This window comes from Streptomyces viridochromogenes DSM 40736 (genome assembly GCF_000158955.1).
Classification (GTDB): domain Bacteria; phylum Actinomycetota; class Actinomycetes; order Streptomycetales; family Streptomycetaceae; genus Streptomyces; species Streptomyces venetus.
Genome location: NZ_GG657757.1, coordinates 805,805 through 831,296, shown reverse-complemented (window position 1 = coordinate 831,296; position 25,492 = coordinate 805,805). Strand labels below are relative to the sequence as shown.

23 protein-coding genes and 3 pseudogenes are annotated in these 25,492 nt (G+C 72.0%); 15 read left to right on the top strand and 11 right to left on the bottom strand.

The features are described 5' to 3' along the window. The first annotated feature begins 31 nt into the window (after positions 1–31). Positions 32–994 carry an electron transfer flavoprotein subunit alpha/FixB family protein gene (locus SSQG_RS03775; protein WP_003988375.1) on the top strand — a complete coding sequence of 321 codons (963 nt, stop codon included), beginning with the start codon at positions 32–34 and terminating at the stop codon, positions 992–994. Positions 995–1,050: 56 nt separating this feature from the next. On the opposite strand, the gene SSQG_RS03770 is transcribed toward SSQG_RS03775, so the two are convergent. Continuing rightward, positions 1,051–1,956: an endonuclease/exonuclease/phosphatase family protein gene (locus tag SSQG_RS03770; RefSeq protein WP_003988374.1), complete on the bottom strand. Its 906-nt coding sequence runs from the start codon at positions 1,954–1,956 to the stop codon at positions 1,051–1,053. A 194-nt stretch (positions 1,957–2,150) separates the two neighbouring features. Between SSQG_RS03770 and SSQG_RS03765 the strand changes: the two genes are divergently transcribed. Further along, a complete protein-coding gene (locus SSQG_RS03765; protein ID WP_003988373.1) occupies positions 2,151–3,452 on the top strand; it encodes a DUF6986 family protein in 1,302 nt (433 codons plus the stop codon). Positions 3,453–3,611: 159 nt separating this feature from the next. Next, entirely contained in the window at positions 3,612–5,276 is a 1,665-nt protein-coding gene (locus tag SSQG_RS03760; protein ID WP_003988372.1) for a serine/threonine-protein kinase, read from the top strand. Here the strand turns inward: SSQG_RS03760 and SSQG_RS03755 are convergent. Continuing rightward, positions 5,222–6,037 (bottom strand): hypothetical protein, encoded by an 816-nt coding sequence (locus tag SSQG_RS03755; RefSeq protein WP_003988371.1) that lies wholly within the window; start codon positions 6,035–6,037, stop codon positions 5,222–5,224. The genes SSQG_RS03760 and SSQG_RS03755 overlap by 55 nt on opposite strands. Before the next feature lie 7 nt (positions 6,038–6,044). Then, positions 6,045–7,109, bottom strand: coding sequence for a LacI family DNA-binding transcriptional regulator (locus SSQG_RS03750; protein WP_003988370.1), 1,065 nt, complete (start codon positions 7,107–7,109; stop codon positions 6,045–6,047). Positions 7,110–7,270: 161 nt separating this feature from the next. On the opposite strand from SSQG_RS03750, the gene SSQG_RS03745 reads away from it, so the two are divergent. The 7 genes and pseudogenes from SSQG_RS03745 to SSQG_RS03715 all read left to right on the top strand — a co-directional run bounded on the left by SSQG_RS03745 (position 7,271) and on the right by SSQG_RS03715 (position 13,683). Further along, positions 7,271–8,224 (top strand): ROK family protein, encoded by a 954-nt coding sequence (locus tag SSQG_RS03745; protein ID WP_003988369.1) that lies wholly within the window; start codon positions 7,271–7,273, stop codon positions 8,222–8,224. Between the two features lie 121 nt (positions 8,225–8,345). After that, the gene (locus SSQG_RS03740; protein ID WP_003988368.1) at positions 8,346–8,786 is read left to right on the top strand and encodes a helix-turn-helix transcriptional regulator; all 441 of its coding nucleotides are present in this window, start codon (positions 8,346–8,348) and stop codon (positions 8,784–8,786) included. Between the two features lie 10 nt (positions 8,787–8,796). Then, complete coding sequence (locus SSQG_RS03735; protein ID WP_039934688.1) at positions 8,797–9,213, top strand: VOC family protein; 417 nt, start codon at positions 8,797–8,799, stop codon at positions 9,211–9,213. Between the two features lie 132 nt (positions 9,214–9,345). Beyond that, positions 9,346–11,736 (top strand): annotated as a pseudogene (locus SSQG_RS03730) (ATP-binding cassette domain-containing protein). Between the two features lie 245 nt (positions 11,737–11,981). Further along, entirely contained in the window at positions 11,982–12,206 is a 225-nt protein-coding gene (locus SSQG_RS03725; protein ID WP_003988364.1) for a hypothetical protein, read from the top strand. A gap of 67 nt (positions 12,207–12,273) precedes the next feature. Beyond that, on the top strand, positions 12,274–12,492 hold the full coding sequence (locus tag SSQG_RS03720) for a hypothetical protein (protein WP_039931885.1): 219 nt from the start codon (positions 12,274–12,276) through the stop codon (positions 12,490–12,492). A 147-nt stretch (positions 12,493–12,639) separates the two neighbouring features. Then, a complete protein-coding gene (locus SSQG_RS03715; RefSeq protein ID WP_003988362.1) occupies positions 12,640–13,683 on the top strand; it encodes an NUDIX hydrolase in 1,044 nt (347 codons plus the stop codon). A gap of 254 nt (positions 13,684–13,937) precedes the next feature. Here SSQG_RS03715 and SSQG_RS03710 read toward each other — a convergent pair whose 3' ends face one another. After that, the gene (locus SSQG_RS03710) at positions 13,938–14,648 is read right to left on the bottom strand and encodes an MBL fold metallo-hydrolase (protein WP_003988361.1); all 711 of its coding nucleotides are present in this window, start codon (positions 14,646–14,648) and stop codon (positions 13,938–13,940) included. A gap of 61 nt (positions 14,649–14,709) precedes the next feature. Beyond that, positions 14,710–16,065: a dipeptidase gene (locus SSQG_RS03705; protein WP_003988360.1), complete on the bottom strand. Its 1,356-nt coding sequence runs from the start codon at positions 16,063–16,065 to the stop codon at positions 14,710–14,712. A 134-nt stretch (positions 16,066–16,199) separates the two neighbouring features. Between SSQG_RS03705 and SSQG_RS03700 the strand changes: the two genes are divergently transcribed. Continuing rightward, the gene (locus SSQG_RS03700; protein WP_003988359.1) at positions 16,200–17,444 is read left to right on the top strand and encodes a geranylgeranyl reductase family protein; all 1,245 of its coding nucleotides are present in this window, start codon (positions 16,200–16,202) and stop codon (positions 17,442–17,444) included. On the opposite strand, the gene SSQG_RS03695 is transcribed toward SSQG_RS03700, so the two are convergent. Continuing rightward, positions 17,428–17,877, bottom strand: coding sequence for a nitroreductase family deazaflavin-dependent oxidoreductase (locus SSQG_RS03695; protein WP_003988358.1), 450 nt, complete (start codon positions 17,875–17,877; stop codon positions 17,428–17,430). The two genes, SSQG_RS03700 and SSQG_RS03695, sit on opposite strands and share 17 nt — an antisense overlap. Positions 17,878–18,029: 152 nt before the next feature. Here SSQG_RS03695 and SSQG_RS03690 point away from each other — a divergent pair, with 152 nt between their 5' ends. The 3 genes from SSQG_RS03690 to SSQG_RS03680 are packed head-to-tail and all read left to right on the top strand — an operon-like array spanning position 18,030 to position 20,743. After that, positions 18,030–18,764 carry a TetR/AcrR family transcriptional regulator gene (locus SSQG_RS03690; RefSeq protein ID WP_003988357.1) on the top strand — a complete coding sequence of 245 codons (735 nt, stop codon included), beginning with the start codon at positions 18,030–18,032 and terminating at the stop codon, positions 18,762–18,764. A gap of 59 nt (positions 18,765–18,823) precedes the next feature. Next, positions 18,824–20,041: a sensor histidine kinase gene (locus SSQG_RS03685; protein WP_086025065.1), complete on the top strand. Its 1,218-nt coding sequence runs from the start codon at positions 18,824–18,826 to the stop codon at positions 20,039–20,041. Positions 20,042–20,077: 36 nt separating this feature from the next. Beyond that, positions 20,078–20,743: a response regulator gene (locus SSQG_RS03680; RefSeq protein WP_003988355.1), complete on the top strand. Its 666-nt coding sequence runs from the start codon at positions 20,078–20,080 to the stop codon at positions 20,741–20,743. Here SSQG_RS03680 and SSQG_RS03675 read toward each other — a convergent pair. Together SSQG_RS03675 and SSQG_RS03670 are read right to left on the bottom strand one after the other, a co-directional pair. Next, entirely contained in the window at positions 20,704–20,988 is a 285-nt protein-coding gene (locus SSQG_RS03675) for a DUF6332 family protein (RefSeq protein ID WP_003988354.1), read from the bottom strand. The genes SSQG_RS03680 and SSQG_RS03675 overlap by 40 nt on opposite strands. Before the next feature lie 70 nt (positions 20,989–21,058). Further along, positions 21,059–22,541: pseudogene (locus SSQG_RS03670) on the bottom strand (MFS transporter). A gap of 85 nt (positions 22,542–22,626) precedes the next feature. Here SSQG_RS03670 and SSQG_RS03665 point away from each other — a divergent pair. Continuing rightward, positions 22,627–23,028 carry a MarR family winged helix-turn-helix transcriptional regulator gene (locus SSQG_RS03665; RefSeq protein ID WP_039931883.1) on the top strand — a complete coding sequence of 134 codons (402 nt, stop codon included), beginning with the start codon at positions 22,627–22,629 and terminating at the stop codon, positions 23,026–23,028. A 6-nt stretch (positions 23,029–23,034) separates the two neighbouring features. Here SSQG_RS03665 and SSQG_RS03660 read toward each other — a convergent pair whose 3' ends face one another. From SSQG_RS03660 to SSQG_RS03650, 3 genes and pseudogenes are all read right to left on the bottom strand, one after another. Then, positions 23,035–23,763, bottom strand: a complete 729-nt coding sequence (locus SSQG_RS03660) for a maleylpyruvate isomerase family mycothiol-dependent enzyme (protein WP_039931882.1) — start codon at positions 23,761–23,763, stop codon at positions 23,035–23,037. A gap of 43 nt (positions 23,764–23,806) precedes the next feature. After that, positions 23,807–24,685, bottom strand: coding sequence for an SDR family oxidoreductase (locus SSQG_RS03655; protein ID WP_003988350.1), 879 nt, complete (start codon positions 24,683–24,685; stop codon positions 23,807–23,809). A 436-nt stretch (positions 24,686–25,121) separates the two neighbouring features. Further along, positions 25,122–25,492 (bottom strand): annotated as a pseudogene (locus SSQG_RS03650) (MFS transporter); the annotation flags it as partial.

Here is a 25,492-nt window from a genome sequence, read left to right as displayed (position 1 = left end):
CATCTTTCGCAAGCAGGAGAGAAGAAGTCCCATGGCTGAAGTTCTCGTCTATGTCGACCACGTGGACGGTGCCGTCCGCAAGCCCACCCTGGAGCTGCTGACCCTGGCCCGCCGCGTCGGCGAGCCGGTCGCCGTCGCGCTCGGTGCGGGTGCCGCCGACACCGCCGCCACGCTCGCCGAGCACGGCGCGGTCAAGGTCCTCACCCACGAGGCCGCCGAGTACGCCGACTACCTCGTCGTACCGAAGGTGGACGCGCTGCAGGCCGCCGTTGCCGAGGTGTCGCCGGCCGCGGTGCTGGTCCCGTCCTCCGCCGAGGGCAAGGAGATCGCCGCGCGTCTGGCGCTGCGTCTGGGCTCCGGCATCATCACCGACGCCGTCGACCTGGAGGCCGGCGACGAGGGCCCCGTGGCCACCCAGTCGGTGTTCGCCGCGTCCTTCACCACCAAGTCCCGTGTCTCCAAGGGCACCCCGGTCATCACGGTCAAGCCCAACAGCGCCGCCGTGGAGGCCGCCCCGGCCGCCGGTGCGGTCGAGGCCCTTTCGGTGTCCTTCTCCGCGCAGGCCACCGGCACCAAGGTCACCGGCCGTACGCCGCGTGAGTCGACGGGCCGTCCGGAGCTGACCGAGGCCGCGATCGTGGTCTCCGGTGGCCGTGGCGTCAACGGCGCGGAGAACTTCGCGATCATCGAGTCGCTCGCCGACTCCCTCGGCGCGGCCGTCGGTGCCTCCCGTGCCGCGGTGGACGCCGGCTGGTACCCGCACACCAACCAGGTCGGCCAGACCGGTAAGTCCGTCTCGCCGCAGCTGTACATCGCCTCCGGCATCTCCGGCGCGATCCAGCACCGTGCCGGTATGCAGACCTCGAAGACGATCGTGGCGATCAACAAGGACGCCGAGGCGCCGATCTTCGACCTCGTCGACTACGGCGTCGTCGGCGACCTCTTCGACGTCGTCCCCGCCCTGACCGAGGAGATCAAGACCCGCAAGGGCTGATCGACCCCGGCTGCAGGAGGCCCCCGTGACCGCACGAACGGTCCGGGGGCCTCTTCTCATCCGAGGGTCATCGAGGCCTGCACCGGCAGGTGGTCGCTCGGGTACGTCCCGTCCCTGCTGAAGGTGTTCATCCCGGCCCAGTGCGTGGTCACCCCGGGCGTCGTGAGGATCCAGTCGATGCGCCGCCCGCCGGGTCTGGGCCCCCGGTAGCCGTGGTACGTCCCGTACGCCGGACCCCGCGAGGCCGCCGCGTCCCAGGCGTCCACCAGTCCGATGTCCAGCATGAGGTCGTACACCCGGTTGTCGTGGGCGCCCGCGTTGAAGTCGCCGGTGACGATGACCGGTAACGACCGGTCCCACCCGGCGATCGTCTCGCCGATGAGCCCCACCGAGCGTTCCCGGGCGTACTGGCTGACGCTGTCCAGATGGGTGTTGAGGACGTAGAACTCCCGTCCCCCCTCGGCGAGGTCGGCGAAACGGACCCAGGTCACCATGCGCAGCCAGTCCGCACCCCAGGTGTTCGAGGCGATCGCGTACGGGGTGCCGGAGAGCCAGAAGTGGTCGAACTCGAGGGGCTCGAGTCTGCGCGTGTCGTAGAAGACCGCCATGAACTCGTCCTTGCTGCCGCCCCCGCGTCCGGTGCCGATCCAGTCGTAGTGCTCGCCGAGGTCCTTCTCGATCGCGCGCACCTGCCGGTAGAGCCCTTCCTGGGTGCCGATGACGTGCGGTCGCTCGCGGCGCAGCAGTTCCCGCATCACCGGTCGGCGCACCTCCCAGCGCGGTGTCCTGTCGACGACGGTCCCGAAGCGGACGTTGAACGTCATCACCTTCAGGGCGCCCTTGTGCTCGCCGGCGGAAGCGGACGATGTGGGGCCCGCGGTGGTGAGCAGCGGTCCTGCGACGACGGCGGCGGCCGCCGCCTTGAGCCCGTGGCGGCGTGTCACGCCGGCCTCGTTCGGCACGTGGTCTCCCTCCCCTTGCACGTCAGGATGACGCTTGCCCTCTGAATACGGAAGAAGAGGGTGGGTCTGCAGCGACCGAGGGTGAAGGATGGGAAACGCCACCGTAAGACGGTGTTGACCAGGCCGAAGGTCGGCCGATAACTTCGCTCTACGGATTGTTGATTCCGTACAGCGGAAAAGAGGAGGGTCTCGGAATGGGTCAGGGCCAGCAGGAGAAGGTGGCGACGAGCCTCGCGGGCGCCGTCAGCGAGGAGATCAGCGCCTCCCTCGCGCCGGTCGACGCCGAGCTGGAGCGCCGCTACCCCGGCGACCCCGGCACCCGCCAGCCCGTCCACACCGTGTACGTCCCCGGCGACGTCTTCGCCGCCGACACCGTGCGCTCCTGGGGCGACCGCGCCCTGGACGCCCTCGAGAAACACGCCCCGGACGCCGCCTCCTTCGCCGCCGTCCTCGGCCTCACCGAGGAACTCGCCGAGCCGGTCCACGCCCGAGTACGCGCCAAGCTGGAGCGCGAGCCGATCGAGGACCTGCGCGTCGACTTCGAGGACGGATACGGCAACCGCCCCGACGCCGAGGAGGACGAGGCCGCCGCACGCGCCGCCCGCCTGATCGCCGAGGCCTACGAGGAGGGCACCGCCGCCCCCTACATGGGCATCCGCATGAAGTGCATGGAGGCACCCGTACGCGCCCGGGGCATCCGCACCCTCGACGTCTTCCTCACCGGCCTGATCGAGGCCGGTGGTCTGCCCGCCGGGCTGGTGCTCACCCTGCCGAAGGTGACGTATCCCGAGCAGGTCACCGCCATGGTGCGGCTCCTGGAGGCCTTCGAGAAGGCACACGGCCTGGAGCCCGGCCGGATCGGCTTCGAGATCCAGATCGAGACCAGCCAGTCCATCCTCGCCGCCGACGGCACCGCCACCGTCGCCCGGATGATCCAGGCCGCCGAGGGCCGAGCCACCGGTCTGCACTACGGCACCTTCGACTACAGCGCCTGCCTCGGCGTCTCCGCCGCGCACCAGGCCAGTGACCACCCCGCCGCCGACCACGCCAAGGCCGTCATGCAGGTCGCGGCGGCCGGTACGGGCGTCCGCGTCTCGGACGGCTCGACGAACGTCCTGCCGGTCGGCCCGACGGAGAAGGTGCACGCGGCCTGGCGCCTGCACTACGGCCTCACCCGCCGCGCCCTGGCCCGCGCCTACTACCAGGGCTGGGACATGCACCCCGGCCACATCCCCACCCGCTACGCGGCCGTCTTCGCCTTCTACCGCGAGGGCTTCGAGCAGGCGGCCGCCCGCCTGTCCCGCTACGCCAACCGCACCGGCGGCGACGTCATGGACGAGCCCGCCACCGCCAAGGCCCTCAGCGGCTACCTGCTGCGCGGCCTGGACTGCGGCGCCCTGGACATCGCCGAGGTCGCCCGGCTGGCGGGTCTGACCCGCGCCGACCTGGAGAGCTTCGCGACGCCCCGGCGAGGGGACCTGACGGCTTCCGCATGACGGTTTCCGCCCGACGGCGCTCCCGGCCTTTCCCGTCAGCGCGTACCGGCACTGTCACAGCCGTCCACGGCGGCCGCCGCCGTCACCGCCGCCCCGTAGTCTGTACGCCACGTACCGACGTGGCGGTGGATCCGTTGGGGTCACAGGAACGGGGCAGCGGTGTCGACGGGGGAGTACGGGCAGGCGGAGGGGGCCGGCCGGCTGCTGGCGGGACGCTACCGCGTCATGACCCAGCTGGGCCGCGGGGGCATGGGCGTCGTCTGGAAGGCCGTCGACGAGGTCCTCGGCCGTGAGGTCGCCGTCAAGGAACTGCGCACCTACACCGACGCGGCCGGACCCGAACTGGCCGGGCTGCGGCTGCGGATGCGGCGCGAGGCGCGCGCGGCGGCCCGGGTCCGTCACCCCGGCGTCGTCGCCGTGCACGACATCGCGGAGGTCGACGGCCGCCCCCTCATCGTCATGGAGCTGGTGGACGGGCCGTCCCTGGACGACGTGCTGCGCGAGCGCGGCACGCTGGACCCGGGCGAGGCGGCCGGTATCGGCGCGAAGGTGATGGACGCGCTGGCCGCCGCCCACCGGGCGGGCGTCCTGCACCGTGACGTGAAGCCCGGCAACATCCTGCTCGACCGCTCCGGCCGCGTCGTCCTCACCGACTTCGGCATCGCCACCATGGACGACCCCGGCGACGGCTCGGCCACCCACCTCACCCGCAGCGGCGAACTCGTCGGCTCCCTCGACTACCTGGCCCCCGAGCGCGCCCAGGGCGCCGACCCCGGTCCCGCGTCCGACATCTGGTCCCTGGGCGCCACGCTGTACGCGGCCGTCGAGGGCGCCTCGCCCTTCCGCCGTACGTCCACGTTCTCGACGCTCACCGCGATCGTCAACGAGCCGCTGCCGGAGCCCCGGCGCTCCGGACCTCTCGGCCCCGTCCTCCAGCGCCTGATGGACAAGCGCCCCGAGTCCCGCCCTCAGGCCGCCCAGGCCCGCGAACTGCTCCAGAACGTGGCCGACACGGGCGGCGGGGACACGCCCACGTCATCGCTGCGAGCGGGCCCCTCGCTCTCGCCGGCGCGGCCGGACACGGAGCGCGGTGTCCCGTCGGTACCGCCGGGGTTCGGGCCACCGCAGCAGGTGCCGCCGGGCGCCGCCTCGCCGGGGCAGGCCCCCACGGGCCCGATGGACTCGCGCACCGCGCCCCGCCGCGGAAAGCGTCGCGCCCTCCTCGCCGCCGCTGCCGTCACCGTCGTCCTCGCGGCGGCCGGTACCACGATCGCGCTGCTCGGCGATTCCGGCCGCACGGAAGGCGGAGCGCGGACCGATGCCGCCCGCGCGGACGACGTGCCCGCCGCCTCCGCGCCCGGCCGCACCGACGACGGTTCGACCGCGACCCGGCCGGGGGAACACAGCGACGAGAAGGGCAGGACCCCCTCCGAGAAGACCACCGAATCCGAGAAGACCACAGAGTCCGAGAGGCCCGCCGAGTCGGGAAAGCCCGCCGGCGGGAAAAAGCCCGAGCCCACCGGCGAGCCGTCCTCCCAGGCCCCGGCCTGCCACCCCATCGGCGGCGGCACGTACAACTGCCAGGTCTGGAAGACCGCCGACTCCCACACCGCCTCCGGCGCCAAGATCGGCGTACTCAAGGCGGGCACCAACTACTTCTACTGCCAGAAGAACCTGGGCCGCCGTGAGACGGCCGGTCCGTGGACCAACATCTGGTGGGCGAGGACCGACGACGACAGCGGCAACACGGACGTCTGGGTCAGCGACGTCTACATCAAGGGCGGCGACAACGACGGGCCGGTTCCCGGGCTTCCCTTGTGCTGAGCCCGCGCATCGCCGGCCACGTACCGCTCCAGCCCGGAGGCCGTCACCAGCTTCTCCTCGATGAACAGCCGCGTGCCCCGCTCGCACAACCGCCGGTCGGCGCGCGCCCGTTCACAGAACTCCTCGGGGACCACGCCGAACAGCTCCCGGAAGCGCGGCAGGCCGACGAGCAGCTCGGTGAGGATCTCCCGCTCGCCCGGATGGGTGCGCGGCACTCCCGTGCCGTCGTGCAGGACACCGTGCCGGTTGACGTACGCGTACGCGCCCGGCAGGCGGGTGCCGTCCGCGAGGTCGATCCGTACGTCGGGCGCGGGCAGCCACGCCCGGTCGAAGTTACCGCCCGGCACCGGGGCGCCCTCGCTCGCGTCGATCACCGTGAGCTGCTCGTCGTCGAGCCAGATGACGAACAGCTCGCGCACGGTGTCCGGGGCGCTGACCGGCGAGGCCGACACGTACCCCATGCGGCTCACGTGCGCCGAGACACCGGCGTCGACTCCAGCCACGCGGGCCTTCACCATCGGGATCGGCGACATGATCCCGAACTCCCGCATCTTGTGCCGCAGCTGCCCCGGGCAGGCGTTCGAGCCGATGGCGAGAACCGGCGTGCGGTCGTCGTGCACCAGCCGGTCCAGCGGCAGGAAGCACTCCCCGTCCAGGAGCCCGGAGTCGGCGGGCCACGCGCCCGGATACAGCAGCGGATGCTCGCGCGGCGCCTCGGCCAGGCCGAGCGCGCGCAGCGAGCGGTCGGTGACGTCGTCCATGGTCCGCTCAGTCCGCCGGGGGAAGCTCGCCCGAGCCGCGGGTGATCAGCCGGGTCGGCAGCTCGATGCGCTCCGGGGCGACCAGCGTGCCGTCCAGCTGCCGGAACAGGCGTTCCGCGGCGGTACGGCCGATGTCCGCCGCGTCCTGCGCGACGACCGTGACGCCCGGCCGCAGCAGGTCGGCGAGCTCGATGTCGTCGAAGCCGACCAGGGCGACACTGCGGGTCTGCTCGGCGAGCACCCGGACCACGGTGACCGTCACCCGGTTGTTGCCCGCGAAGACCGCGGTGACCGGGTCCGGGCCGGACAGCATCTCCTCGGCGGCCCTGCGCACCCGCTCGGGGTCGGTGACACCGAGCGACATCCAGGCGTCCGCCACCGGTATGCCCGCGTCCTCCATCGCGGCCCGGTAACCGCGCAGCCGCTCGGCGGCGGTGTGGATACGGGGCATGTCGCCGATGAAGCCGATCCGGCGGTGTCCGTGCGCGATGAGGTGGGCGACGCCGTCCCGGGCGCCGCCGAAGTTGTCCGACAGGACCACGTCGGCGTCGATGTGCCCGGCCGGGCGGTCCACGAACACCGTGGCGACACCCGCCTTGAGCTCCGGTTCCAGATACCGGTGGTCGTCACCGGCCGGGATCACCACCAGCCCGTCCACCCGCCGTGCGCACAGGGCCAGCACCAGCTCCTGCTCACGGTCCGGGTCCTCCGCGCTGGAGCCGTTGATCAGCAGGGCGCCGTGCGCGCGGGCCACCTCCTCGACCGACCGGCTCAACGGCCCGTAGAACGGGTCCGCGAGATCCTCCAGGACCAGGCCGATGCTCGCAGTCCGGCCCTTGCGCAGCACCCGGGCGCTGTCGTTGCGGCGGAACCCGAGCGCGTCGATGGCCTCCTGGACCCGCCGCTCCGTCTCCGGCGTGACGCCCGGCTCCCCGTTCACGACCCGGGAGACCGTCTTGAGCCCGACTCCGGCACGTGCCGCGACGTCCTTCATGGTCGGCCGGGTGCCGTAGCGCGTTGCGGATCGGAGGTTGGTCTGGGGCACGGTGCGGTGTCCTGTCCTGTCGTCCACGGGGGTGCGTCGATCCTGGGTTTGTATGAGGATGTGGCGTCGAGCATAGAACCTGGACAACGTTGTCAGGCTCGGGCGAGACTGTCCACCACCATCTCCGGACCGCGCCTCACCGCTGGCCGGCCGGTCCTTTTCACTGTCGACGGGGAGATCCGACGCTGATGCACACCGACCTCGTGGCTGCGCTCGACATCGGCGGCACCAAGATCGCCGGCGCTCTGGTGGACGGCCACGGCCGGATCCTGGTCCGCGCCCAGCGGCCGACGCCCGCCCGCGAGGACGGCGACACCGTGATGCGGGCCGTGCGAGAGGTGCTCGGCGAGCTCACCGTCTCCCCGCTGTGGGAGCGCGCCACGGCCGTGGGGATCGGCAGCGCCGGGCCGGTGGACAGGTCGGCGGGCACGGTGAGCCCGGTGAACGTGCCCGGCTGGCGCGACTACCCCCTCGTCGGACGCGTCCGGACGGCGGCCGGGGGCCTGCCCGTCGAGCTGATCGGCGACGGTGTGGCGATCACGGCGGCCGAACACTGGCAGGGCGCCGCCCGGGGCCACGACAACGCGCTGTGCATGGTCGTCTCCACGGGCGTCGGCGGCGGCCTGGTGCTCGGCGGGCGGCTGCACGCAGGGCCCACCGGCAACTCCGGTCACATCGGTCACATCAGTGTGGATCTCGACGGTGATCCGTGCCCGTGCGGCTCGCGCGGCTGTGTGGAGCGCATCGCGAGTGGCCCCAACATAGCCCGGCGCGCGCTGGAGAACGGCTGGCGGCCCGGCCCCGACGGCGACACCTCGGCCGCCGCGGTGGCCGCCGCCGCCCGGGCCGGCGACCCGGTGGCCGTCGCCTCCTTCGAGAGGGCCGCCCAGGCGCTGGCCGCAGGCATCGCCGCGACCGCCACCCTCGTGGAGATCGACATCGCGGTGATCGGCGGGGGAGTGGGCAAGGCGGGCGAGGTCCTCTTCGCGCCGCTGCGCAAGGCCCTGAGCTCCTACGCGACCCTCTCCTTCGTCCGGCACCTGACCGTGGCACCGGCCCAGATGGGCACCGACGCCGGCCTGGTGGGCGCGGCGGCGGCAGCGCTGACGGAGCGGACGGACGCGGCCGCCGCGGGGGTGTGAGACCGGGCAGGAACGTTCAGCCGGGGCACTTCGGCGGCCGTTCCGCGGGCGCCCGTCCGGGATACCGGGATTTCTCTCGGAAAGCGACCGAACGTCCGTGCGGTGTGGCACGATCTCGCATGTGAGCAGCAGACCCGCCCCGGCGCAGCGCCTGCGTGATCTCGCGCGACTGCGCCGGGTCAAGGACCGGATCGACCGGGAGTACGCGCAGCCTCTGGATGTGGAGGCGCTGGCCCGGGGTGTGCACATGTCGGCGGGGCACCTCAGCCGCGAGTTCAAGCTCGCCTACGGCGAGTCGCCCTACAGCTACCTCATGACGCGCCGCATCGAGCGCGCGATGTCGCTCCTGCGCCGCGGCGACCTCAGCGTCACGGAGGTGTGCTTCGAGGTCGGTTGCTCGTCGCTGGGCACCTTCAGCACGCGCTTCACGGAACTGGTCGGCATGCCGCCCAGCGCCTACCGCCGGGCGGCCCGCACCACCGCGGGGATCCCGACGTGCGTGTCGAAGCAGGTGACCAGACCGGTCAGGAATCGAGAAGCGCCCACCTCGAGCCGAAACTAGCGTGAGGGCCATGGACATCAGCATTCACGCCAGTTTCCTCCCGCACGACGACCCGGACGCCGCCCTGGCGTTCTACCGCGACACCCTCGGCTTCGAAGTACGCAACGACGTCGGGTACCAGGGCATGCGCTGGATCACGGTCGGCCCCGTCGGCCAGCCCGCCACGAACATCGTCCTGCACCCACCGGCCGCCGACCCCGGAGTCACCGAGGACGAGCGCCGCGTCATCGCCGAGATGATGGCCAAGGGCACCTACGCCAGCATCGTCCTGGCCACCCCCGATGTCGACGGCACCTTCGAGCGGGTGCAGGCCGGTGACGCCGAGGTGGTCCAGGAGCCCACGGACCAGCCCTACGGCGTACGCGACTGCGCCTTCCGCGACCCGGCGGGCAACATGGTCCGCATCCAGCAGGTACAGGCGCGGTAGCAGTCTTCGGACCGAGTCACCCGGCGGGACCTCGTCCCGCAGGCTTCCGCATCCCTGCGCCGCCCCGAGGGCCGCGCAGGGGAAAACGAGATCGTCCACGCGCGGCAGCAGCGCCTGAGAGATGGAGTCACCATGAGCAAGGCCGAGACGACGGACAGACGGTCGCCCGGGCCGCACGTTGCCGACAGCCATGACGTGATCGGTGTGCACGGCGCACGCGAGAACAACCTCAAGGACGTCAGCATCGAGATCCCGAAGCGCCGGCTGACGGTCTTCACCGGTGTCTCCGGCTCGGGCAAGAGCTCGTTGGTGTTCGACACGATCGCGGCGGAGTCGCAGCGGCTGATCAACGAGACCTACAGCGCCTTCCTGCAGGGTTTCATGCCGAACCTGGCCCGGCCCGACGTCGACGTCCTCGACGGGCTGACCACCGTGATCGCCGTGGACCAGCAGCGGATGGGTTCCGACCCCCGCTCCACCGTCGGCACCGCCACCGACGCCAACGCGATGCTGCGCATCCTCTTCAGCCGCCTCGGCAGGCCGCACATCGGCCCACCCGGCGCGTTCTCCTTCAACACCGCCTCGGTCAGCGCGAGCGGTGGACTGACGGTCGACCGGGGCGCCGACAGGACCCGGACCGAGAAGGTGACCTTCAGCCGCACCGGCGGCATGTGCACGCACTGCGAGGGCCGTGGCACGGTCTCCGACATCGACCTCACCCAGCTCTACGACGACTCCAAGTCGCTCTCCGAGGACCCGTTCACCATCCCCACCTACACGGGAGGCGGCTGGGTCGTGCGGGTCATCGCGGAGTCGGGCTTCTTCGACAAGGAGAAGCCCATCCGCGAGTACACCAAGAAAGAGCGGCACGACTTCCTCTACCGCGAGCCGACCAAGGTGAAGATCAACGGTGTCAACCTCACCTACGAGGGGCTGATTCCGAAGATCCAGAAGAGCTTCCTCTCCAAGGACCGCGAGTCGATGCAGCCGCACATCCGGGCCTTCGTGGACCGGGCGGTCACCTTCACCGAGTGTCCCGAGTGCGAGGGCACCCGGCTCAGCGCGGCGGCCCGCTCCTCGAAGATCGGCACGGTCAGCATCGCCGACGTCTGCGCGATGGAGATCCGCGACCTGGCCGAATGGGTCCGCGGACTGGAGGAGCCGTCCGTGGCGCCCCTGCTGGCCAAGCTCCAGCACACCCTCGACTCGTTCGTGGAGATCGGCCTCGGCTATCTCTCCCTCGACCGGGCTTCCGGCACGCTCTCCGGTGGCGAGGCGCAGCGCACCAAGATGATCCGCCACCTCGGGTCCGCACTCACCGACGTCACCTATGTCTTCGACGAGCCCACCATCGGCCTGCACCCCCATGACATCCAGCGGATGAACAACCTGCTGCTGCGCCTGCGCGACAAGGGCAACACCGTGCTGGTCGTGGAGCACAAGCCGGAGACGATCGCCATCGCCGACCACGTCGTGGACCTCGGCCCCGGCGCCGGAACGGCGGGCGGCACCGTCTGCTTCGAGGGCACCATCGAGGGTCTGCGCGCCGCCGACACCGTCACCGGCCGTCATCTCGACGACCGGGCCAAGATCAAGCCGACGGTCCGCAGGCCCACCGGCGCGCTGGAGATCCGGGGCGCGTCGGCGAACAACCTCCACCACGTCGACGTCGACATCCCGCTCGGAGTGCTCACGGTGGTCACCGGTGTCGCAGGCTCCGGCAAGAGCTCGCTCCTGCACGGCTCGATCCCCGCCGACGAGGGCGTGGTGGCGGTCGACCAGACCCCGATCCGCGGCTCCAGGCGCAGCAACCCGGCGACGTACACCGGTATGGCCGACCCGATCCGCAAGGCCTTCGCCAAGGCCAACGGTGTGAAGCCCGCGCTGTTCAGCGCCAACTCCGAGGGCGCCTGCCCCACATGCAACGGCGCCGGTGTCATCTACACCGACCTGGCGATCATGCAGAGCGTCGCCACCCCGTGCGAGGAGTGCGAGGGCAGGCGGTTCCAGGCATCGGTCCTGGAGTACCGCCTCGGCGGCCGCGACATCAGCGAGGTGCTCGGAATGCCGGTGACCGAGGCCGAGGAGTTCTTCGCCGGCGGCGAGGCCCACACCCCGGCCGCGCACCGGATCCTGAAGCGGCTCGCCGACGTCGGGCTCGGTTATCTCACCCTCGGCCAGCCGCTCACCACGCTGTCCGGCGGCGAGCGGCAGCGGCTCAAGCTGGCCACGCACATGGCCGACAAGGGCGGGGTCTACATCCTCGACGAGCCCACCACCGGCCTCCACCTCGCCGATGTCGAGCAGCTGCTCGGGCTGCTCGACCGGCTCGTCGACTCGGGCAAGTCGGTCATCGTCATCGAGCACCACCAGGCGGTCATGGCGCATGCCGACTGGATCATCGACCTGGGCCCGGGGGCGGGCCACGACGGGGGCCGGGTTGTCTTCGTGGTACGCCGGCCGACCTGGTCGCGGCCCGCACGTCCCGCCGGCGAGCACCTCGCGGCCTACGTCGGCGGCTGAGGGAGGCTCCGGGGACGGCCGTGGGCCAGGTGCGCCGTGCGGGCGCCGGCCACACGGCCGTTCCCGGGCGGGCGTTTGCGACATAAAGCGTGCCCACCTTCTTCGGCCTCGGCCTCGCCCTGTCCCACTGAACAGCAGGACGGGACCCTCACCGCCGAGGTCCACGAGTTCCGGCAGCCGCGGAAGGCCGGCTGAACGGCCCAGCCCGACGAGCCCGCGACGCCGTCCGCGCGCACCCTGGTGTCATGGCGTCCGTGAAACCCGTCGTGGTCTACCCGCCCGCCGCGGACGGTGGCCGGCGGGTCCGTGTGGACGACCAGTTCCTCGGGATCGCGTACGGACTGCTGGACGTCGCCGAGTTCCTGCGGCGGGCCGGGATCGAGGACGCCGACGAGGCGTACGCGGCCGTGTCGGGGCTGATCGAGTGGCGCGGCGGTGGGCCAGGCACCTGGGGTGACGACTCCCGGTGACGCCACTCCTTCGTCCGGTCGGGTCCGGATGCGTGACCCGGGGGCCGGTCCGGCCGTTGTGCGGGGCATGAAGAAGCGCAGCATGCTCGCCATCGCCTCCCTCGCCACCGGCTTCGTCGTCGCGGCGGTCACTCCGTCCCACGCGGTCGGTGAGGGCCTCGGCCCCATCAGCGTGGACGAGACCCTCAAGACGCTCAACCAGACCGTCGCCAAGGACGGCCTGGCCGTGGCCAAGAAGGGCGGCGTCAAGAAGGTCGTCAAGAAGGACGTCCGGAAGAAGGGCTGACGAGCCGCTCAGGCTCCGGTCCACGGCGCCGGCGCTTCCCGGGTGAGGGGGGCGTCGGCGCCGTTGTCGTGCGCCCTCAACTGGTCCTGGTTTCCGTGGCAGGGTGGAGCGGGCAAGCCTCAGGGGGCCAACAGAAGAGGGGGACCTGTGACCGTCGTCTGGATCAACGGCGCGTTCGGTGCGGGGAAGACCACCACCGCACGCGAACTGATCGAACTGATCCCGAACAGCACGCTCTTCGACCCGGAGGTCGTCGGCGGCGCGCTCGCCCACCTGCTGCCGCCCAAACACCTCGCCGAGGTCGGCGACTTCCAGGAGTTGCCGATCTGGCGGCGGCTCGTGATCGACACGGCCGCCGCGATGCTCGGCGAGCTCGGCGGGACCCTGGTGGTCCCCATGACCCTGCTCCGCCAGGAGTACCGCGACGAGATCTTCGGCGGCCTGGCCGCCCGCAGGATTCCGGTCAGCCATATCCTGCTCGCTCCGGCCGAAACGATACTGCGGGAGCGTATAGCGGGTCGCGAGGTTCCGCGGGACCTTCCCGACGGCGAGGTACGAATACGTCAGTGGTCCTTCGACCACATCAAGCCGTACCGGGCCGCGCTCGCCTCCTGGCTCACCGCCGACGCCCACCCGGTCGACACCAGCGACCTCACGCCGTACGAGACCGCTGCCCGGATCGCCGAGGCCGTCAACAACGGCACCGTGCCCGTCTGCGACATCGTGCAGACGCCTGAGCCCACCGCCGAGACACTCGCGGCGGGGGTGCTCCTCTTCGACGAGCAGGACCGGGTGCTGCTCGTCGACCCCACCTACAAGGCCGGCTGGGAGTTCCCGGGCGGTGTCGTCGAGCCCGGTGAGGCGCCCGCGCGCGCCGGAGTGCGGGAGGTCGCCGAGGAGACCGGCATCCGCCTCGACGAGCTGCCGAGCCTGCTCGTCGTCGACTGGGAACGCCCCGTGCCCCCCGGATTCGGCGGCCTGCGCCTCCTCTTCGACGGCGGTGTCCTCGACTCCGCGGAAGCCGGACGGCTGTTGCTGCCCGGGCCGGAACTGCGCGACTGGCGGTTCGTCAGCGAGGAGGAGGCCGCCGAACTGCTGCCCCCGGTGCGCTACGAGCGGTTGCGCTGGGCGCTGCGGGCACGCGAACGCGGAGCGGCGATCTATCTGGAAGCCGGAGTGCCGGTCGGCTGAGCCGGCCGGTCCGGGCCCCCTTTACACGGTGCGGGGGATTCCGAGGGAAAAGCAAAAGGAAACGGCTCCGCGGCCACTCCTGAGCGCTGCCCAAGGAATCTCCCGCACTCCTTCACGCTGCGGGTAATCACATTCCCCGCTCGCGTCAACACTTTTCCATGACCACGAACAATCCCTTTTCTGGCCCCTGCTCGTCTTGACCGGACTCGTACGGTGCGTTGCGAAAGTCCGCAATGTCTCACGGCGGCACTCGACTAGGCGGGGTGGACCGTGACCGCGCTCCGCAGTGCCCCGGCCGCCTGCCCCAGCACCGGATCCCCGTGACCAAAGCAGGCCACGTCCGCGTCCAGCTCCGCCAGCCGCCGGCAGGCCGTGAGGACCTGGGCGCGATCGAGGTTGAACACCCCGGGCATCACCGTGCCGTCCACGGGTGACGCCGCGACCGTGTCGCCCGTGAACAGCACGCCGTGCTCCGGGAGATGGAGCGCGATGCTGCCGGGCGTGTGCCCCGGCACGTGGACGACGTGCGCCCCGCCGCCCACGTCCAGTACGTCACCGTCCGACAACTCGGTGACCTGGGACGGGCGTACGTGATCCTCCCTGGGCAGGAGTCTCGCGGCCTGCTCGTACAGCGGCCGCTCCCAGTCCTCGAACACCGGGGGCGGGCCCGGGACGTCGCCGCGCACGGCAGGGGCGTCGAGCCGGTGCGCCAGCACCTCGGCACCGGTGAGCGCGGCCAACTCGCCCGCCCCGCCCGCGTGGTCCTCGTGGAAGTGGGTGAGCACGATCCGCCGTACGGCCCCGGGGGCCCGGCCCAGCGCGGCCACCGCCTCGGCGATCGGAGCACCGGAACCGGCCGGGCCGGCGTCGATCAGCGTCAGTTCGCCGCCGTCGTGCCAGAGGTAGGCCTGGCCGACCGGGAAGCGCAGCAGGTGCAGACGGGGGAGGAGCTCGATGACGTCCATGGGGCGACCCTAGGAAAGGCCCCCGTCCCCGGACGAGGGCCTCTGCTGAGGGCAGAGCCGGTCAGCTCGCCGCGTAGTTCCGCAGGAACAGCGCCTCCGCCACCGACAGCCGCTCCAGTTCCCCGGGGGACACGCTCTCGTCCACCGCGTGATCTGCGCCTCCGGCTCGCTCAACCCGATGAGCAGGATCTCCGCTGCGGGTAGAGGGCGGCCCAGCGTGTTGCACAGCGGGATGGAGCCGCCCTGCCCGGCGTACTGCATGCGCTGCCCCGGGTAGGCCGCCGCCATCGCGTCCGCCATCGCCCGGTACGCCGGGCTGGAGGTGTCGGCACGGAAGGCCTGGCCCTGCCCGATCTGCTCGGTGCTCACCCGCGCGCCCCCACGGCGTGTGCGCCTCCAGATGTGCCTGGAGCAGCTTGGTCGCCTCGGCCGCGTCCACGCCCGGCGGCACCCGCAGGCTGATCAGCGCACGGGCGCCGGCCTGCACGGACGGGGTGGCGCCGACGACGGGCGGGCAGTCGATGCCGAGGACCGTCACGGCCGGCCGGGCCCAGATGCGGTCGGCGACCGTGCCGGAGCCGATCAGCTCCACGTCGTCCAGGACCTTGGCGTCCTGCCGGAACTGCTCCTCGTCGTACTGAAGGCCCTCCCAGGCCGCGTCCGCGGCCAGTCCGTCGACGGTCGTCGAACCGTCCTCGGCGCGCAGCGAGTCCAGGACGCGGATCAGCGCGGCGAGCGCGTCGGGCGCGGCGCCGCCGAACTGGCCCGAGTGCAGGTTGCCGGCGAGCGTGTTGACCCGGACGCGGACGAGGGTCATACCGCGCAGGGTGGAGGTGACGGTCGGCAGGCCCACCCGGAAGTTGCCCGCGTCGCCGATGACGATCGCGTCGGCCTCCAGCAGCTCCGGGTGCTCCTCGGCGTACCGCTCCAGGCCGCCCGTGCCCTGCTCCTCGGATCCCTCCGCGATCACCTTCACATGGACCGGTACCCCGCCGTTCGCCTTCAGCGCGCGCAGTGCCAGCAGATGCATGATCACGCCGCCCTTGCAGTCGGCGGCCCCGCGCCCGTACCAGCGCCCGTCCCGCTCGGTCAGCTCGAACGGCGGGGTGCTCCAGCCGGCCTCGTCCAGCGGCGGCTGCACGTCGTAGTGGGCGTAGAGCAGGACGGTCTTCGCGCCCTCCGGGCCGGGCAGGTAGCCGTACACCGACTGTGTCCCGTCGGGGGTGTCGAGCAGGGCCACGTCCTGGAAGCCCTCGGCGGCGAGCGCGTCGGCGACCCAGCGGGCGGCGTCCTCGCTCTCGCTCCTCGGGAACTGGTCGAAGTCGGCCACCGACCGGAAAGCCACCAGTTCGGTGAGTTCCGCCTTCGCCCTCGGCATCAGCGAGGCGACGGTCTCGGCGACCGGATTCGACGACATGGGCACGCTCCTCGTGGGTGCGACGTTGTAGCTGTGGGTGCTGTAGATCCTCCCACAGCGGACTGTGACCAGGTCCGCCGTAGGATGCGGGGGGTAGCAGCGGCAGGCGGCTTGATCGGGAGCAGTAGACCATCGTGAGCAGCGAGAACTCTTCGGCGGACGACGTGCAGCAGGTGTGGGACGTCGTCGTGGTGGGCGCGGGACCCGCGGGCGCTTCGGCCGCGTACGCGGCGGCGGTCGCCGGAAGACGTGTGCTGTTGCTGGAGAAGGCGGAGCTGCCGCGGTACAAGACGTGCGGCGGCGGCATCATCGGCCCCTCGCGCGACTCCCTCCCGCCCGGCTTCGAGCTGCCGCTCAGGGACCGGGTGCACGCGGTGACGTTCTCCCACAACGGCCGCTTCACACGCACCCGCCGGTCCAGGCAGATGCTCTTCGGACTGATCAACCGGCCCGAGTTCGACCAGCAGCTCGTCGAGCACGCCCAGAAGGCGGGCGCCGAACTGCGTACCGGGGTCACGGTCCAGCGGGTCGAGCAGCACGGCTCGGCGGTGCCCGACCGGCGTACGGTCGCCGTACTCCTCCAGGGCGGCGAGGTCCTGCTCGCGCGCGCCGTGGTCGGCGCGGACGGCAGCGCCAGCCGCATAGGCGCCCATGTCGGGGTCAAGGTCGACCAGGTGGACCTCGGCCTGGAGGTCGAGATCCCCGTGCCGGACACCGTGGCCGAGGACTGGAAGGGCCGGGTGCTCATCGACTGGGGCCCCATGCCCGGCAGTTACGGCTGGGTCTTCCCCAAGGGCGACACGCTGACGGTCGGAGTGATCTCGGCGCGGGGCGAAGGCGCCGCGACGAAGCGGTACTTGGAGGAGTTCGTCGGGCGGCTGGGCCTCGCGGGGTTTGAACCCAGCATCTCCTCCGGGCACTTGACCCGCTGCCGGGCCGACGACTCGCCGCTGTCCCGCGGACGGGTGCTGGTGTGCGGCGACGCGGCGGGGCTGCTGGAGCCGTGGACCCGCGAGGGCATCTCCTTCGCGCTGCGGTCCGGGCGGCTCGCGGGGGAGTGGGCGGTCCGGATCGCCGAGGCGCACGACGCGGTGGAGACGCGCCGGCAGGCTCTCAACTACGCGTTCGCGGTCAAGGCCGGGCTCGGCGTGGAGATGAGTGTCGGCAAGCGGCTGCTGGCCGTGTTCGAACGCCGTCCCGGACTGTTCCACGCGGCGCTGACGAGTCTCCGCCCGGCCTGGAAGGCGTTCAAGGACATCGCGCAGGGCGCGACATCACTGGGCGAGATCGTCCGCAGCCATCCGATGGCCCAGCGTGGCCTGGCCGCGCTGGACCGTCGTCCCGCCGTGCCGGACGACGAGGTCAGCCCTTCAGGGTGATCTCGAAGACCGGGTGGTCGGGGGCGATCCGGCGGAGCTGGTCGTCCGGGGAGTCCGGGCCGACTCCGGCGAAGAAGACCCCGACCTCGGCCTTCCATCGCTTGAGGTAGGCGCGCAGGATCGGGGTCTTGTCGTCGTCGGCCACCTCGGTCGCGGTGAACGGGTCCACGTGCTTGCCGAGGTGCAGCTCGCCGCCGCCCGCCGCGCGCATGTTGTGCGTCCACTGGACGTGACCGCGGGGTGCGACGAGGTACTGCCGGCCGTCCAGGGTGAGCAGGTTGACCGGGGTGGTGCGCCACTGGCCGCTCTTGCGGCCGCGGACGGCGAGGACGCGCGAGCCCCAGACGCTGATGCCGCGGCGGGTCATCCAGGCCACGAGGCGGTTGAAGACGTTGACGGTGAACCAGCCGGGCTTCTGGACGTGTGTGGACATGAGGTCCCCCTGTTGTCTGATCGTGGAGCGGTGCTCTCTTCTGTGAGCACCGCTCTCGTTCGATGGATTCAGTCTGCCCGAGGTCGCCCCGCATAGCAAGAGCGGTGCTCTCGTTTGTGTGCAGTGCTCTGCTTTCATGGCACACTTCCCGCATGAGCACCGCACACGGCGCCCGTGCCCGGGCCAGGATCGAAGTCACCGCGGCCATCAAGGACGAGGCCCGCAGACAGCTCGCGGCGCAGGGCGCCGCCCGGCTCTCCCTGCGGGCCGTGGCCCGCGAGCTGGGCATGGTCTCGTCCGCGCTGTACCGCTACTTCCCCAGCCGTGACGACCTGCTGACCGCTCTCATCATCGACGCCTACGACTCCCTCGGCGAGCGGGCCGAGGCGGCTCATGAGTCGGCGGCCACCGACCCTTTCCGGCGGTGGATCGCGGTCTGTGAGGCGGTGCGGGGCTGGGCGCTGGACCACCCCCACGAGTACGCGCTGATCTACGGATCGCCCGTGCCCGGCTACACCGCCCCCGACACCACCGTCCCGTCCGCCGCCCGCGTCGGCCTCCTGCTCCTCGGCATCGCACGCGATGCCCATCACGGCTCCGGCCTGGCCGGACCGGCGCTGCCGTCCGAGCTGCGCCCTGAGGCCGAACGGATGGCCGCCGACCTCGCGCCCGACCTGCCCCCGGAGGTGGTGTCAGCTCTCGTCGCGGCCTGGGCCCAGCTGTACGGCCTGGTCGGCTTCGAGCTGTTCGGCCAGTTCCACCGCGTGGTGGAGGACCGGGCGCGGTTCTTCCGCCACGCGGTGGGGCAACTCGCTCGGGGGGTGGGACTGGTACCCGGTTCTGCCGAGGACGCAGCGCCGGGCGGCGGTGTACTTCCCGGGGAGTAGGCGTGATCGCCACGCCGGGGTGACGCCGGTGCGGGAGTCCGGCGTCTAGCGTGGCCGGTATGGACGAGCAGCGTGTGCGGGGCGGGCCGCCGCAATGGTGGCGGCACGGCCCCGCATGGTGGGACCGGTGGGAAGGGCGGGCCCCTCGGTGGCCCTGGCGGTCCACCGTCGTCGTGACCGCGTTCGTGCTCGTCGGGTCGAACTTCGCCGCCCACGGGCAGCAGGGAGAGCGGGCGGAGCTGGATGTCTTCGCGCGGGTGCTGCTGATGGTGGCGGGAGGGCTGCTGCTCTGGCGCAAGCGGTACCCGGTGGCCGTGGTGTTCGGCACGGCCGCCGCCGTCATGGTCTACCTGGGGGCCGGATATCCCTACGGGCCGGTGCTCCTCACCGTCGCCCTGGCGTGCTTCAGCGCGATCGTCGCCGGGCACCGCCGGGCCGCGTGGGCGGCGATGGGCATGCTCTGGGCCGGGCACGTCCTGGTGGCGCACTGGCTCTACCCGTGGCTGCCGCCGTCGGGGGACTCCGCCCTCTCCTGGGGCGAGGAGATCGTCGTCGCCACCTGGGTGGCGGCGATCGTGGCGGTGTCGGAGCTGTTCCGGGTCCGGCGCGAGCAGTGGGCCCGCGAGCGGGCCGAGCGCGCGGAGGCCGCACGGCGGCGGGCCGACGAGGAGCGGCTGCGGATCGCCCGGGAGCTGCACGACGTACTCGCCCACAGCATCTCCGTGATCAATGTGCAGGCGGGCGTCGGCCTCGCGCTCCTCGACACCGACCCCGAGCAGGCCCGCTCGGCCCTCACCACGATCAAGGCCACGAGCAAGGAAGCGCTCGGCGAGGTGCGCCAGGTGCTCGACACCCTGCGCGCGCCCGGTGAGGCACCACGCGCCCCGGCGCCCGGGCTGGACCGGCTGCCCGAACTGGTGGCGCAGGCGGCGAGCGCGGGCCTGACCGTCGACGTCGAGGGCGAGCCGCCACGCCTCGCGCCCGGCACCGACCTCGCCGCCTTCCGGATCGTCCAGGAGGCCCTGACCAACGTCGTACGGCACTCGGGCTCGCGGCACGCCCGCGTGCACCTCGCCCACGACTCGCGTGTGCTGCGGCTGCGCGTCGACGACGACGGGCCCGCGACCGGCGCCGAGGCCGGCGGCAGCGGCAACGGGCTGGCCGGTATGCGGGAGCGGGCCGCCGCGCTGGGTGGCACCATCGAGGCGGGGACCCGCCCGGACGGCGGTTTCCGGGTGCTCGCCGAACTGCCGATGACGGCGTCCGCCGGTCCGTGAGCCGACGGCAACTCGAGGACGACACATGGAGGACCGGTGATCCGCGTACTGCTCGCCGACGACCAGTCACTGGTCCGGGCGGGGTTCCGGGCGCTGCTCGACGCGCAGCCGGACATCGAGGTGGCCGCGGAGGCCGCCGACGGCGAGGAGGCTGTGCGCCGGATCCGTGAACTGCGGCCCGACGTCGTCCTGATGGACATCCGGATGCCCTCGCTCGACGGCCTGGCCGCGACCCGCCGGGTCACCGAGGACCCGTCCCTGAAGGACGTGAAGGTGGTCATGCTGACCACCTTCGAGCTCGACGAGTACGTCTTCGAGGCGATCCGCTCGGGCGCCTCCGGCTTCCTGGTGAAGGACACCGAGCCGGACGAACTCCTGCGCGCCGTACGGGCGGTGGTCGCGGGCGACGCGCTGCTGTCGCCGGGTGTGACGCGGCGGTTGATCGGCGAGTTCGCGGCCCGCTCCAAGGAGCCGGCGGCGGCCGATGCCCTGGCCTCCCTCACCGAGCGGGAGCGTGAGGTGATGGCTCTGGTCGGCATCGGTCTGTCCAACGGGGAGATCGCGCGTCGCCTGGTGGTCAGCCCACTCACGGCCAAGACCCACGTCAGCCGCACGATGGTGAAGCTGAACGCCCGCGACAGGGCCCAACTCGTCGTGCTCGCCTACGAGTCGGGGCTGGTGCGGCCGGGCTGGCTGGGCTGACCCGCCGACCGGAACCGGACCAGCACGCTGACGACCCGGGCGGCGAAGAGGACGGGCGCGAGAACCGACCCGATGCGCGGCAGCAGGAGTTCCGCCGTGTCCGGAAGGCCGAAGAGCAGCGCCGGACCGGCCACGGCCCCGAGGAGCACCGCCGCCGTGAAGGCCGCACTGCACGGCGCGTACCCGATCTCGACCGTGATCGCGTCCCGCTCGGCCTGAGTGCGCCGTCCCCCGTGATGGGTCATACGTCGAGTCGAACAGGGGCGCGCCCGGCGAGCAAGCAGTCCCGCCGGGCGCGCCTGGAAGGCGTTCCCCCTAGTCGCGTACGGGTACGCGCTCCGCCTCCCTGAGGGTGGACTTGGCGACCACGACGGACGGACGGCCCCGGCGGGTCCGCAGGCCCGTGAGGGTGATCAGCAGGCCGGCGAGGGCGATGAGGGTCACGACCACGAAGCCGGGGCGGTAGCTGTCGAGGACGGCCTGCGGGGTGACGGCACCCTTCTCGGGGGCGTTCGCGGTCACCACCGCCGTCACCACGGCGAGAAAGATCGCGCCGCCCACCTGGACCGAGGTGTTGAGCAGCCCGGAGACCATGCCCTGCTCGTGCTCGTCGACGCCGTTGGTGGCCTGGACGTTGAGGGACGGGAAGGTCAACGCGAAGCCCGAGCCGACCAGCAGCATCGTCGGCAGGATCGCCGCCGCGTAGACCGGGTGGAGGTCGACCCGCAGGAACAGTACGTAGCCGACCACCATCAGGACGAAGCCCAGCACCATCAGCCGGGCCGTGCCGAACCGGTCGATGACCGCTCCCACCTTCGTCGCGGACAGCGCCACCAACGCGCCTGCCGGCAGGAACGCCAGCGCCGTGTGCAGCGCCGACCAGCCGAGCAGCTGCTGCATGTACAGGGTGACCAGGAACTGGAAGCCGATGTAGCTCCCGATGAACGTCATCGCGCCCAGTTGGGCCCGCACCTGCGGCCCCGAGCGCAGAACCCCGAGCCGGATCAGCGGACTGGGGCTGCGCCGTTCGACGGCGACGAAGGCCGCCAGCAGTACGGCCACCGCCGCGAAGGACAGCACGGTCCGGGCCGCGGCCCAGCCCACCTCGGGCGCCTCGACGACGGTGAAGACGAGCAGCAGCATCGAGGCGGTGCCGAGGACCGCGCCGGGGATGTCGTAGCCGCCCTCGCCGCGCTCGCGCTCACTGCGCGGCAGCAGCTTGAGGCCCACGAGCAGGGCGATCAGCGCGACGGGGGCGGGCAGCAGCATCGTGAGCCGCCAGCTCGCCTCGGTGAGCAGGCCGGAGAAGACCAGGCCCATCGAGTAGCCGGTGGCGCCGCAGGTGGTGTATATGGCCAACGCCCGGTTGCGGAGCGGCCCTTTCGGGGAACGTCGTGGTGATGATCGACAGGCCGGCGGGGGCCGTGAAGGCCGCGCTCAGGCCCTTGACGAAGCGACTGGCGATGAGCAGAGGTCCCGAGTCGACGACGCCGCCCAGCAGCGAGGCCAGCGCGAAGACGCCCAGGGCCACCAGGAAGACCTGACGCCGGCCCAGCAGGTCGGCGGTGCGACCGCCGAGGAGCAGCAGACCGCCGTAGCCGAGGATGTAGCCGCTGACGATCCATTGCAGCGCGGAGGTCGACAGGCCGAGGTCGGCGCCGATGGACGGCAGCGCCACGCCGACCATGGACACGTCCAGGGCGTCCAGGAACATCGCGGCGCAGAGCACCAGGAGGGTGCCCCAGAGCCGGGGAGTCCAACGCCCGTCGGACGTGGGGGTGGTGAGCGGAGAGGTCATGCCGAGACACTACATGCGCATGCATGGAATGCAAGTGCATTTAATTCGGATGCAACAATCTTGGTTGTCTGTTACGGTTCCGCGCATGGCGGCGACCCAGGCCGAGCAGGCGCTCGTGGAACAGTGGCGGGACATTCTGGCGCTGCACGCGCGCACGCAGTGCGAACTCGACCGGGCCCTGCACGGCCATGGCCTGTGCGCCAGTGACTTCGAGGTGCTCGACGTCCTCGCAGGGTGCCGGGCGCCGAAGGGCACGCCCTCCTACCGTGTCCAGGAGATCTCCGAGCGGGTCCATCTCAGCCAGAGCGCGCTGTCACGGCTGATCGCCCGGCTGGAGAAGGAGGGGCTCGTCGAGCGCTGCATGTGTCCGCAGGACCGGCGGGGCGTGCGGGTCGCGCTCACGGCGAAGGGACGCGCGCTGCACGGCGAGGTGCTGCCCGTGCAGCGCGCGGTGCTCGCGCGGATGCTGACCGACGACACGCCCTAGGTCAGGTCAGACCGCGGAGGCCTCCCGCCACAGCGCGGCGAGCGCCTTGTCGCCCGTGACCCTGGGCAAGGGGGCCCGGTTCCACAGCGCCAGGTACAACTGCTCGGCCGGTCCGGAGAGTTCGCACTCGGCCTCCCCCGACGCGCCCGGGGAGGTCACGGGCGGCTCCGGGGACAGCCGTACGGTCCACACCGCGTCGGTGTCGTCCGTGCGCACCCGCAGCACGCGCGGCTCGGGAGTGTGGAGCCGGCTCCTGGGGCGGGCGCTGAACCCGCGCAGGAGTTCGTCGATGCCGTCGGTCGCGAACTCCGGCGCGAGCGCGGTGGTACCGCCGCCGCGGGCGGATTCCGCGTCGACGCGGTGCACCGCCGTCTCGTGCGCCTGCCGCCGGGCCCAGAAGGCCAGCGGGGACGGCGCGGGCAGGAAGGCCCAGCACTTCACGTCGGGCGAGGCGGCGGACAGCGTCCCGACGAGAAGGCCGTGGCTGTCGCGGTACCAGGCCACCAGCTCCGCACCGTCGAGACCGGTGGGTTCGGCCAGGGGGCGGCGCTCGGTCAGCCCCTGCGCGACGTAGGCGGCGGCCCAGCGGTGCACCGCGCCCGTGTGCCGCAGCAGGTCGCGCACCTGCCAACCCGGGCAGGCCGGCACCTTGGCGTCCGTCCCCGCCGCCTCGGCGGCCGCGGCGAGCAGCCGGCCCTCGTTCTCCAGCGCTTGAAGGAACTCGGCGGTCTCCATGCCGCCGAGTCTGCCGCATGGAGCACGCTCCATGCCCCGGGATTCACGGCAGCGGTGTGCCGCCCGTCGCGTTGAGGATCTCGGCGGTGATGTACGACGCCTCCTGGGAGGCGAGGAAGACGTACGCCGGAGCCATCTCGGCCGGCTGCGCGGGCCGTCCGATGGGGGCCTGCTTGCCGAACGTACGCGTGTCCGGCAGCGTCGCCGGGATCAGCGGTGTCCACACCGGGCCCGGTGCCACCGCGTTGACGCGGACGCCCTTCTCGATCAGCATCTGCGCGAGGCCCTGCGTGAAGGTGACGATCGCGCCCTTCGTCGTCGCGTAGTCCAGCAGATGCGGGCTGGGCTTGTAGGCCTGCACCGATGTGGAGTTGATGATGCTGCCGCCCTCCGGGATGTGCGGCAGGGCCATCTTGCACAGCCAGAACATGCCGTACAGGTTGGTGCGCATCACCCGGTCGAACTGCTCGGTGGAGATCGACTCGATGCCGTCGGGCTGCGACATCTGGTACGCCGCGTTGTTCACCAGGACGTCGATCCGGCCGAACTCCTCGACGGCACGGTCGATCAGCGCCCGGCAGTTCGCCTCCTCCCGCACATCGCACGGGACGGGCACGGCACGCCGGCCGGCCTCCTCGACCAGCCGGGCCGTCTCGGAGGCGTCGTCCTTCTCGTCGTCCAGGTGGGTGAAGAGCACATCGGCTCCCTCACGGGCGAACGCCAGGGCGACCGCCCGGCCGATCCCGGAGTCCCCACCGGTGATCACGGTCTTGCGGCCGGCCAGTCGGCCACTGCCCCGGTAGGACTCCTCACCGTGGTCCGGGGGCGGGTCCATGGGGCCGGTCCAGCCCGGGTGCGACTGGTCCTGGGAGGGAAACTCCGGGGTCGGGTGCTGCTCAGCGGGGTGCTGCTGTTCGGTCACGGGTCTGCCTCCTCGTCCACGGCGTGCCCGGTGATCACCGGGGGCGAGCCCCGAGTACCCCGACGCCGGGGTGTCGATCACCCGGTCGGGGACGCGGCCGGCGTCACACAGGGCCGCTCAGCGCTTCTCCGGGGCCCGCGCCGCCAGCGCCTCCAGCATGAGGTCCACCGCCTCCTCGAAGGAGCTGTCCGCCATCGCCGGCAGTTCGGGACGGACCGCGGTCAGGCCCGGGTACGTTTCCGGGTCCAGGCCCTGTCTTTGACGACATCACCGGCAGCATCACCGTCGGCAGGGCGGCCGATCTCGTCGTCCTGGACCGTGGATCCGTTCGCGGGCCCGTCCGAGGGAGATCGCCGCCACCCGCGTCCTGCAGACCTTCGTGGACGGGGCGGCGCGGTCCACGCGGCTCCCCGACGTCTGAGCCGCCCGGCCGGGATCAGCGGGCCGCGGCGGTGCGCGTCGCGAAGCCGATGACCGCGGCCAGGGCGGCCAGGATCGCCACGCTGGTCAGGGCGGCGGGGAGGGAGAACCAGTCCGCCATGAACCCGATGGCGGGCGGCCCCAGCAGCATCCCGCCGTAGCCCAGTGTGGAGGCGGTGGCGACTCCGCCGGGGCCGGCGAGCGCGCCCGCCCGTTCCACGGCGACCGGGAAGAGGTTCGCGAGGCCGATGCCCGTCACCGCGTACCCGAGCAGGGCCGCCCACAGGGACGGGGCGAGCGAACCGAGCAGCATTCCGGCCGCCGCCGTGGTGCCTCCGGCGACGACGGTCCTGGTCCGCCCCAGGCGTTCCAGGAGCGTCGTGCCGG

Bases quoted from the DNA above. Each gene is read 5' to 3' on its own strand.
- SSQG_RS03725 (WP_003988364.1), top strand. From the start codon at position 11,982: ATGGCGTCCGTGAAACCCGTCGTGGTCTACCCGCCCGCCGCGGACGGT.
- SSQG_RS03720 (WP_039931885.1), top strand. From the start codon at position 12,274: ATGAAGAAGCGCAGCATGCTCGCCATCGCCTCCCTCGCCACCGGCTTC.
- SSQG_RS03710 (WP_003988361.1), bottom strand. From the start codon at position 14,648: ATGGACGTCATCGAGCTCCTCCCCCGTCTGCACCTGCTGCGCTTCCCG.
- SSQG_RS03765 (WP_003988373.1), top strand. From the start codon at position 2,151: ATGGGTCAGGGCCAGCAGGAGAAGGTGGCGACGAGCCTCGCGGGCGCC.
- SSQG_RS03695 (WP_003988358.1), bottom strand. From the start codon at position 17,877: ATGTCCACACACGTCCAGAAGCCCGGCTGGTTCACCGTCAACGTCTTC.
- SSQG_RS03675 (WP_003988354.1), bottom strand. From the start codon at position 20,988: ATGACCCATCACGGGGGACGGCGCACTCAGGCCGAGCGGGACGCGATC.
- SSQG_RS03705 (WP_003988360.1), bottom strand. From the start codon at position 16,065: ATGTCGTCGAATCCGGTCGCCGAGACCGTCGCCTCGCTGATGCCGAGG.
- SSQG_RS03775 (WP_003988375.1), top strand. From the start codon at position 32: ATGGCTGAAGTTCTCGTCTATGTCGACCACGTGGACGGTGCCGTCCGC.
- SSQG_RS03755 (WP_003988371.1), bottom strand. From the start codon at position 6,037: ATGGACGACGTCACCGACCGCTCGCTGCGCGCGCTCGGCCTGGCCGAG.
- SSQG_RS03665 (WP_039931883.1), top strand. From the start codon at position 22,627: ATGGCGGCGACCCAGGCCGAGCAGGCGCTCGTGGAACAGTGGCGGGAC.
- SSQG_RS03745 (WP_003988369.1), top strand. From the start codon at position 7,271: ATGCACACCGACCTCGTGGCTGCGCTCGACATCGGCGGCACCAAGATC.
- SSQG_RS03685 (WP_086025065.1), top strand. From the start codon at position 18,824: ATGGACGAGCAGCGTGTGCGGGGCGGGCCGCCGCAATGGTGGCGGCAC.
- SSQG_RS03690 (WP_003988357.1), top strand. From the start codon at position 18,030: ATGAGCACCGCACACGGCGCCCGTGCCCGGGCCAGGATCGAAGTCACC.
- SSQG_RS03735 (WP_039934688.1), top strand. From the start codon at position 8,797: ATGGACATCAGCATTCACGCCAGTTTCCTCCCGCACGACGACCCGGAC.
- SSQG_RS03660 (WP_039931882.1), bottom strand. From the start codon at position 23,763: ATGGAGACCGCCGAGTTCCTTCAAGCGCTGGAGAACGAGGGCCGGCTG.